This is a genomic window from Leuconostoc holzapfelii (assembly GCF_012396485.1).
GTDB classification, from domain to species: Bacteria; Bacillota; Bacilli; order Lactobacillales; family Lactobacillaceae; genus Leuconostoc; species Leuconostoc holzapfelii.
The window spans coordinates 214,914-222,229 of record NZ_JAAXPO010000003.1 but is presented as its reverse complement, the minus strand read 5'-3'; the positions used below and the strand labels follow the sequence as shown (position 1 = coordinate 222,229).

At 44.7% G+C, this 7,316-nt stretch carries 6 protein-coding genes and 1 pseudogene; 1 reads left to right on the top strand and 6 read right to left on the bottom strand.

Translation table 11 applies throughout. The features are described from left to right. The 3 genes and pseudogenes from HF966_RS03980 to HF966_RS03970 form a co-directional block, all read right to left on the bottom strand. A pseudogene (locus tag HF966_RS03980) lies at positions 1-127 on the bottom strand (fructokinase); the annotation flags it as partial. Positions 128-198: 71 nt separating this feature from the next. Beyond that, positions 199-1,470 carry a glycoside hydrolase family 32 protein gene (locus HF966_RS03975; RefSeq protein ID WP_168676460.1) on the bottom strand — a complete coding sequence of 424 codons (1,272 nt, stop codon included), beginning with the start codon at positions 1,468-1,470 and terminating at the stop codon, positions 199-201. A gap of 9 nt (positions 1,471-1,479) precedes the next feature. After that, positions 1,480-3,444 (bottom strand): sucrose-specific PTS transporter subunit IIBC, encoded by a 1,965-nt coding sequence (locus HF966_RS03970; protein WP_168676459.1) that lies wholly within the window; start codon positions 3,442-3,444, stop codon positions 1,480-1,482. A 185-nt stretch (positions 3,445-3,629) separates the two neighbouring features. Here HF966_RS03970 and HF966_RS03965 point away from each other — a divergent pair, with 185 nt between their 5' ends. Further along, positions 3,630-4,601, top strand: coding sequence for a LacI family DNA-binding transcriptional regulator (locus tag HF966_RS03965; RefSeq protein WP_168676457.1), 972 nt, complete (start codon positions 3,630-3,632; stop codon positions 4,599-4,601). A 34-nt stretch (positions 4,602-4,635) separates the two neighbouring features. On the opposite strand, the gene HF966_RS03960 is transcribed toward HF966_RS03965, so the two are convergent. From HF966_RS03960 to glnA, 3 genes are all read right to left on the bottom strand, one after another. After that, the gene (locus HF966_RS03960) at positions 4,636-4,821 is read right to left on the bottom strand and encodes a 2-hydroxymuconate tautomerase (RefSeq protein WP_168676456.1); all 186 of its coding nucleotides are present in this window, start codon (positions 4,819-4,821) and stop codon (positions 4,636-4,638) included. A 2-nt stretch (positions 4,822-4,823) separates the two neighbouring features. Then, positions 4,824-5,816, bottom strand: a complete 993-nt coding sequence (locus HF966_RS03955; RefSeq protein ID WP_168676454.1) for a YitT family protein — start codon at positions 5,814-5,816, stop codon at positions 4,824-4,826. A gap of 115 nt (positions 5,817-5,931) precedes the next feature. After that, on the bottom strand, positions 5,932-7,278 hold the full coding sequence (gene glnA / locus HF966_RS03950) for a type I glutamate--ammonia ligase (RefSeq protein WP_168676453.1): 1,347 nt from the start codon (positions 7,276-7,278) through the stop codon (positions 5,932-5,934). Between the last annotated feature and the right edge of the window lie 38 nt (positions 7,279-7,316).

Here is a 7,316-nt window from a genome sequence, read left to right as displayed (position 1 = left end):
CCTGATCTAACGTCTTTTCACCATCTAGCGTTGGAAAGGCTGTCCGTGCCACAATGTTAAAGTTTTCATCTGCCACAGCCACCACAAACTTTGTGCCGCCTGCTTCAATTGCACCTAATAATCCCATTTTTTACCCCTTTGTGATGACCTGCTGTTGTCAGTAGGTCCCGTTGCGCCTTAGCGTCTTATCCTGTTTGCTTAGAAATAACGTCCCGTCATGACCTGCAAACCATCTTCAGTATAAACTTCAATCACATCGTTGTCCACAATCAAGAGGAGATCATCGATATCTCCCGTGATTTGGCGGCCATCAATAGTCTCATTTTCCCATTGATGGCGCTTAAAATACAGCGTTTGGCCTTCACGCTTCAACGTCGCATGTTCACCAAGGGCAACCGACCAGTCAGCCGCAGTCTGCACGCGATACTGCCCCGGGGTGAGATGGTCAACCTCATGAATTGCCAGTGCTGTCGGCGATAAAATTTCTTGGATGGGTTGTTGGACTAATTGAAAATTCGTATTGACGTGCAACTCACGTGGCACAGTTAGCACGTGTACCCAATCTGCCGTGTCAATCGTTGGCACCGCTGCTTCACGTTCGGGCGTCATCATACCAGCCCATCCCCACATGATCCGTCGGCCGTCTGGCGCAACGAGTGTTTGCGGCGCGTAGAATTCAAACCCTTGATCGACTTCTTCAAACGCCGTTTCAACCTGGAAACGCGCACTTGTTTCATCGAAAGTGCCAATCACATAGCCAGTGTTGTGGATATTCTCATAGCGATGGTTGATGTGATCTGGCGTGAGTCCTTGGGGCGAAAACATTAAAATTTGCTTACCATCAACAGTGATAAATCCCGGGCACTCCAACATATAACCACGCACATCAGGTAACTGATCTCCCAATATTGAGCCACGGTACTGCCAAGTTTTAAAATCAGTTGACTCATAAACGATAATATCACCAACAAGATTGTCGTGTTGTGCGCCTAAAATCAAGAAATAGTGGCCATTATCACCCTGCCAGACCATTGGATCCCGAACATCTTTAGTAAACCCTGCCGGATGCGGAAATAACTCCCCTAATTTTTCAAAATGTATGCCATCGTCGCTCACAGCCCACATTTGTGACGATTTCACACTGCGGCCATCAGCATCTCGCACATTACCAGTATAAAATACGTAAAGTCGCTCATCTTTGACAAACGCTGCGCCAGAATAGATACCTGCGGAATCCAAATTTTCAAGTGAAGGCTTTAAAGCGGTATCTACCCGACGCCATGTTGTGAGATCATCTGAAACAAAGTGACCCCATTCTTTATACGTGTGGTTGCAAGCCATTGGATTCCATTGGTAAAAGACGTGGTACTGCCCTTTAAAAAATACAAGGCCATTGGGATCATTGAGTAACCCTTTGGTTGGATATAAGTGATACTTTTCAAAAGCAATACGATCGTTTGTAACTAACATTTAAACTCCTTAAACTGGTGCGACCTTCACGCTTTGAGCCGCAGCTTGTGGTACGGCCGTCAAAATCACATCATTTGGCACCACTTCGCCACCAAATGGCATGTTGCGGGCAACTGTTTCATACGACTTACTATTTGTGATAACCACCATCGTTGTCACTGGGTAACCAGCATCAGCAATAACCTTTTTATCAAATGTCCCGAGCACTGTGCCCTTTGTGACATGCTGACCTTGCACAACTTGAGAAGTAAAGCCCTTACCTTCCAAGTTCACAGTATCAATCCCAATATGGATCAACACCTCAACGCCATCCGCTGTTTTTAAACCATACGCATGCTTTGTGGCATAAGCCACCGTAATTTCACCATCCGCTGGTGCAAGAATTTGATTACTGCTTGGTTCAATGGCAACCCCTTGTCCCATCATACCACTTGAAAAGACGGCATCGTTAACTGTTGCAATATCCACCAATTCCCCAGCGACTGGTGCGTTGACCGCAAAACCGTTAGTGGCATTGGTATTGGTTGGTGCCACAGGTGCTTGTGCGCTATCAGAATCTGTCATATGTGAGCGACCATAGACAAGTGTGACAACAAATGCCAAAACAAAACTAATAATAATTGAGATGAAGAAACCGACCCACTTATTTGCTGGGATAGCAATGAAGCCAATCAATCCGGCTGGGCCAAGTGATGATGACATCACATGGAACAAGCCCATCATTAAGCTTGCGACACCAGAAGCACCTAATGCGATGAAGAATGGGAAACGATACTTCAAATTCACCCCGAACAATGCGGGTTCGGTAATGCCAAGCATTGCTGATGCACCAGCAGATGAAGCTAGCGCCCGCATTTTGGCATTACCCTTTGCCAAGAAGTAGATTGCAAATGTTGCGGCACCTTGCGCCACGTTCGCTGATGCAGCAATTGGGAAGATGAAATCACCGCCTGTTTTTGTGATATTAGCCAACAATTGGGTTTCGATTGCTGGGAAGCTTTGATGCAAGCCAGTGATCACAATGGCTGAATAGAATGAGCCAAAGACACCATACCCAATGAACCCAAAGGTTGTCACTAACCATGTCAAACCATCAGTGATACCGTTTGAAATAATCCGCAAAATTGGACCAACCACGATAAATGTGACGAAACCTGTCAAAAGCATTGAAAGCATTGGTGTGAACGTAAAGTCAATCGCACCTTTCAAGTGCTTGTGGAAGAACTTTTCCAGCGTGGCAAGAATGAAGGCCACCCCAATGATTGGCAACACTTGGCCTTGGTAGCCGGCTTGGGCAACATGTAACCCAAACAAGTCCCAAGTTGGCATTTTACCAGTGGCCACAGCTTCGGCAACGTTGTAACCGTTGACCAAGCTTGGCATCACCAACATCATGCCAGCAGCTGCACCGAGAATTTCACTACCACCAAAGCGTCGTGTAGCGGTAATCCCGATCAAAATTGGTAAGAAGGCAAATGGCGCTGAAGCCATCAAATTAACCATTTCGGCTAGGCCTGTAATTTGGGGAAACATTTGCACCAATGACTTTGGGCCAAACATGCCAGCACCCGTCAAAATGTTATTCAGGGCCATTAACAAACCACCAGCAACCAAGGCTGGAATCAATGGCACAAAGATATCTGACAAGACTTTAATCAAGTCCATGATTGGGTTTTTCTTCCCTGACTGTGCAGCAATTTGCTTAAGGTCATCAGTAGAAGCTTGTTTTACCCCAGTTAACTTAACGAACTCATCATAAACACCATTAACGTCTCCTGGCCCGACGATGATTTGATACTGCCCATTCGCGTTAAACGTCCCTTTTAAATCAGGATCATTATCTAAAGCGGTTTGGTCAATTTTTTTGACATCTTTGACAACAAGCCTGAGGCGTGTGGCACAATGTGCTGCGGCAATGATGTTGTCTTTATCGACCGCGTTTGCCACACGCTTTGCTACTTCATTATACTTCATGACATTTTCCTCTACTCTACTTTAAAACGGCTGCCAAGACAGCACTGCCAATCTTACAAATACGTATTACGGAACCGGTTCTTTATTACAATGTTATTGTAACCGCTTACAAATAATTTTGCAACCCCCTATTCGATGACAAAAATATGACAACATCCCGTGTGTTTTCTGATATCATTAGTGTTATGAATAAAAAAGTGACAATTAACGATATTGCCAAAATGGCAAATGTCGCCAAGAGCACCGTTTCCAGGTACCTCAACGGCGGCTCTGTTAGTGCGCAAACGCGACTAAAAATTGAGCGGATTGTGCAAGAACAGCGCTATACTCCAAATACCTTTGCACAAAGCCTCAAACAACAAACAAATCATACGATTGGTGTCATTGTGCCACGGTTAGATTCAATCGCGCAATCTGATATGTTACGCGGGTTGGATGAATGCAACCAAGAGGACACCTTTTTAATTGTGAACGCCTACCAAGACCCCAAACGTGAACTGGCGGCAATCGAAAAGCTACAGTCACAAAATGTCGGCGGCATCATTTTGCTTACCGCCAATTTAACTGACGAGATTCGGGCAGCATTAACAGCCTCGCCGCTGCCAATTGTCATCCAAGGTCAAGATGAACCAGATTTTCACCGCGTGATCATGGCCGATCAGCACGGTGGTGAAACTGTTGGGGCCTATGTTAAAACGCTCCACCCTAAAAACGTCCTCTTACTCAATGTTAATGCTGAAATTGACCATGCTGTTGGCCATGACCGATTTATGGGCATTAAAGCCGCATTAGCCCAGACCCCCTATACTGAAGTCATGACCGATTTCAAACTTGACACCGCAAAACATGATGCCAAAAAAGCCATGGCGGCTGACCAATACGATTTGGTCATTGGTGCAACCGATCGTATCGCCGTTGGTGCGATGCAGTCAGGATATGCCTTACATCAAAAACCACAATACATTGGCTTTGGACAATCTTTTTTCAGTGAAACAGTCACCCCCAACCTCACCAGCTTTGAATTTAGTTTTTTTGAGGCGGGCAAACAGTTATACCGGCTTTTTGTCAAAGTTCGTGATGAAAGCCCACAAACAATCCAACGTGTTGTAATTGATGGGCAACTCGTGATTCGTGATTCCACTGGGCCACAACATTAAATAAAAAAGTGTGTGTCGAACGACACACACTTTTTTATTGATCACTCTTTAAGACACCACCAACGGCGTAACGATCTTTTGGCATTTCGCGAACGATGACGTGGACCGCTTCACGTGCTGCACCTGCATCTTCAACAATCACATCCGTGATATCCTTCACCATCTTGGCGAGTTGTTCGTGACTACGACCTGCGAGTAATTCAACTTGTACGATTGGCATAATTAGTTTTCCTTTCCTGGCACATGATCTTCAATTTGATCTAACTGTGCTTCTAACTGTTGTTCCGCTTCAATTTGAGCTTCTACCGTTTCAAACTTTGGCACTGCAACGGCTTTTTTCATTTGTAACTGGCGGTCTGAATCAAAGAATTCTCCCGACACACTGACCGTACTCATCAGATTGATAAATGCTTTGGGATCTGTACGATGAACAATCTCTTGCATCTCAACCAACTCATAACGTGACAAGACCATCATCAACGTGGTTGAATCACGTTTTGTATACGCCCCTTTTGATGGCAAAATCGTAATGCCGCGGATCAAGTCCTTATGCAAGGCCGTCACTACTTCATCCCCTTTTGACGTCACAATCATCGCCGTCAATTTTTGATACCCTGTATAAATCGCATCAACTGAACGACCAGTGGCGTAGATACCAATTAAGGTAAATAACGCATTTTGCCAGCCAATAAATGTGCCAGCAACAATCACGACAACAAAGTTAATGCCGTTCATTAGGGCGCCAATTGACTTCCCAGTCCGCTTTTGCACGACCATGGCAACAATATCCATGCCGCCGGTTGAAAAACCAAAACGCATGGCCAAGCCAATCGCAACACCTAGGAGTAGGCCACCAAACAATGAAGCAAGCAATGGTTCAGTGGTCAAAGCTTGGGTGGGCGCAAAAATTTGCAAAAATGAGACGAAAATTGAATTTAAGAAACTCAAAATGGTGAATTTGCCACCAATTAACTTCCATCCAACAATCCCAATTGGAATGTTGAAAATCATAATGAATATACCAGTTTGGACGTTCATATGCAAAACTTGTGCAAAGAAAATTGCCAAAAGCTGGGCAATACCGTTAAAGCCACTTGAAAAGACTTTATTGGGGATTAAAAATGCATTCAAAGCTAAGACCTGAACACAGGCACTCGCAATAAACACAACCGCAATTAGCCAGGCTTTTCGCCAGTCAATTGTTATATTTTTCATGTCGTTGACACGCTCCTCAGTCTATTAAAACACTTCCTTTATCATAACAAAAAAGCTACGACTTGTCGTGGCTTTTCTGTTGGGTCAACTTGTTTTAATGCCCAAGGTAATCTGATTAATAATTTTCAAGATAAGCGTCAGTTTCCCATTGTGACACAAATTGACGATACGATGTATATTCAATTTTCTTGGCTTCAATGAACTTATCTGCGATGTGTGTGCCAATGGCTGCAATGATGGTGTCATCGGTTGACAATTCACGCACGGCTGCCAATAATGTATCTGGCAAATCTGTGATGCCCGCCTTTGTGCGTTCTGTTTCGTCCATCAAGTAGATGTTCTTATCAACTGATGCCAATGGTTCAAGTTCACTCTTGATCCCATCCAAGCCAGCTGCCAATACAGCTGCCAAAGTTGTATAAGGGTTAGCCGTTGGATCAACTGAACGCAATTCTAAACGCGTTGACTTCCCACGTGACGCAGGGACACGCACCATTGGTGAACGGTTTGAAGCTGACCATGCCACATAAACTGGGGCTTCAAAGCCAGGTGTCAAACGCTTATATGAGTTAACCGTTGGGTTAGCCAAGGCTGTAAAGGCCGTTGCGTGGGCCAACAAGCCACCCAAGAAGTTATAGGCCGTCTTTGACAAGCCCATTTCATCTGAAGTATCTTCAAAGGCGTTTTCTGAATCACGGAACAATGACATGTTGGTGTGCATCCCAGAGCCGTTGATCCCAGCAACAGGCTTTGGCATAAATGTCGCAAAGTAACCGTTCTTACGCGCAATTGTCTTCACAACCAACTTAAATGTCTGGATATTGTCAGCTGCTTCCAAGGCAGAAGCATACTTAAAGTCCACTTCGTGTTGGCCTTCCGCCACTTCGTGATGGGCGGCTTCGATTTCAAAGCCCATCTTTTCCAAAGTCAAAACGATTTCACGACGAACGTTTTCGCCCATGTCCAGTGGGGCCAAGTCAAAGTAGCCACCCTTATCGTTCAATTCAGTCGTTGGGTTGCCATTGGCATCCAACTTAAACAAGAAAAATTCTGGTTCTGTCCCAACATTAAATGATGTGAATCCAGCCGACTTTGCGTCAGCCAAAACCTTACGCAAAGCATAACGTGGATCCCCAGCAAAGGGTTCACGGTCAGCAGTATAGATGTCGGCGATCAAACGTGCGACCTTACCACCATGTTCATCCGTTGCCCATGGGAAAATCATGAATGTTGACAAGTCAGGGTAAAGATACATATCTGATTCGTTAATCCGGACGAATCCTTCAATTGATGACCCATCAAACATCAAATTGTTGTTTAACACTTTGTCCAATTGCGATGTTGGCACTTCAACGTTCTTGATTGCACCAAAAACATCAGTGAATGTCACACGAATGAATTCAACGTTTTCATCCGCAACAATTTGCTTAATTTCTTCTTTTGTATATGACTTGCGTGCCATGATTTCCCTTTCTTCCTACACCAATATCGAAATGCGCA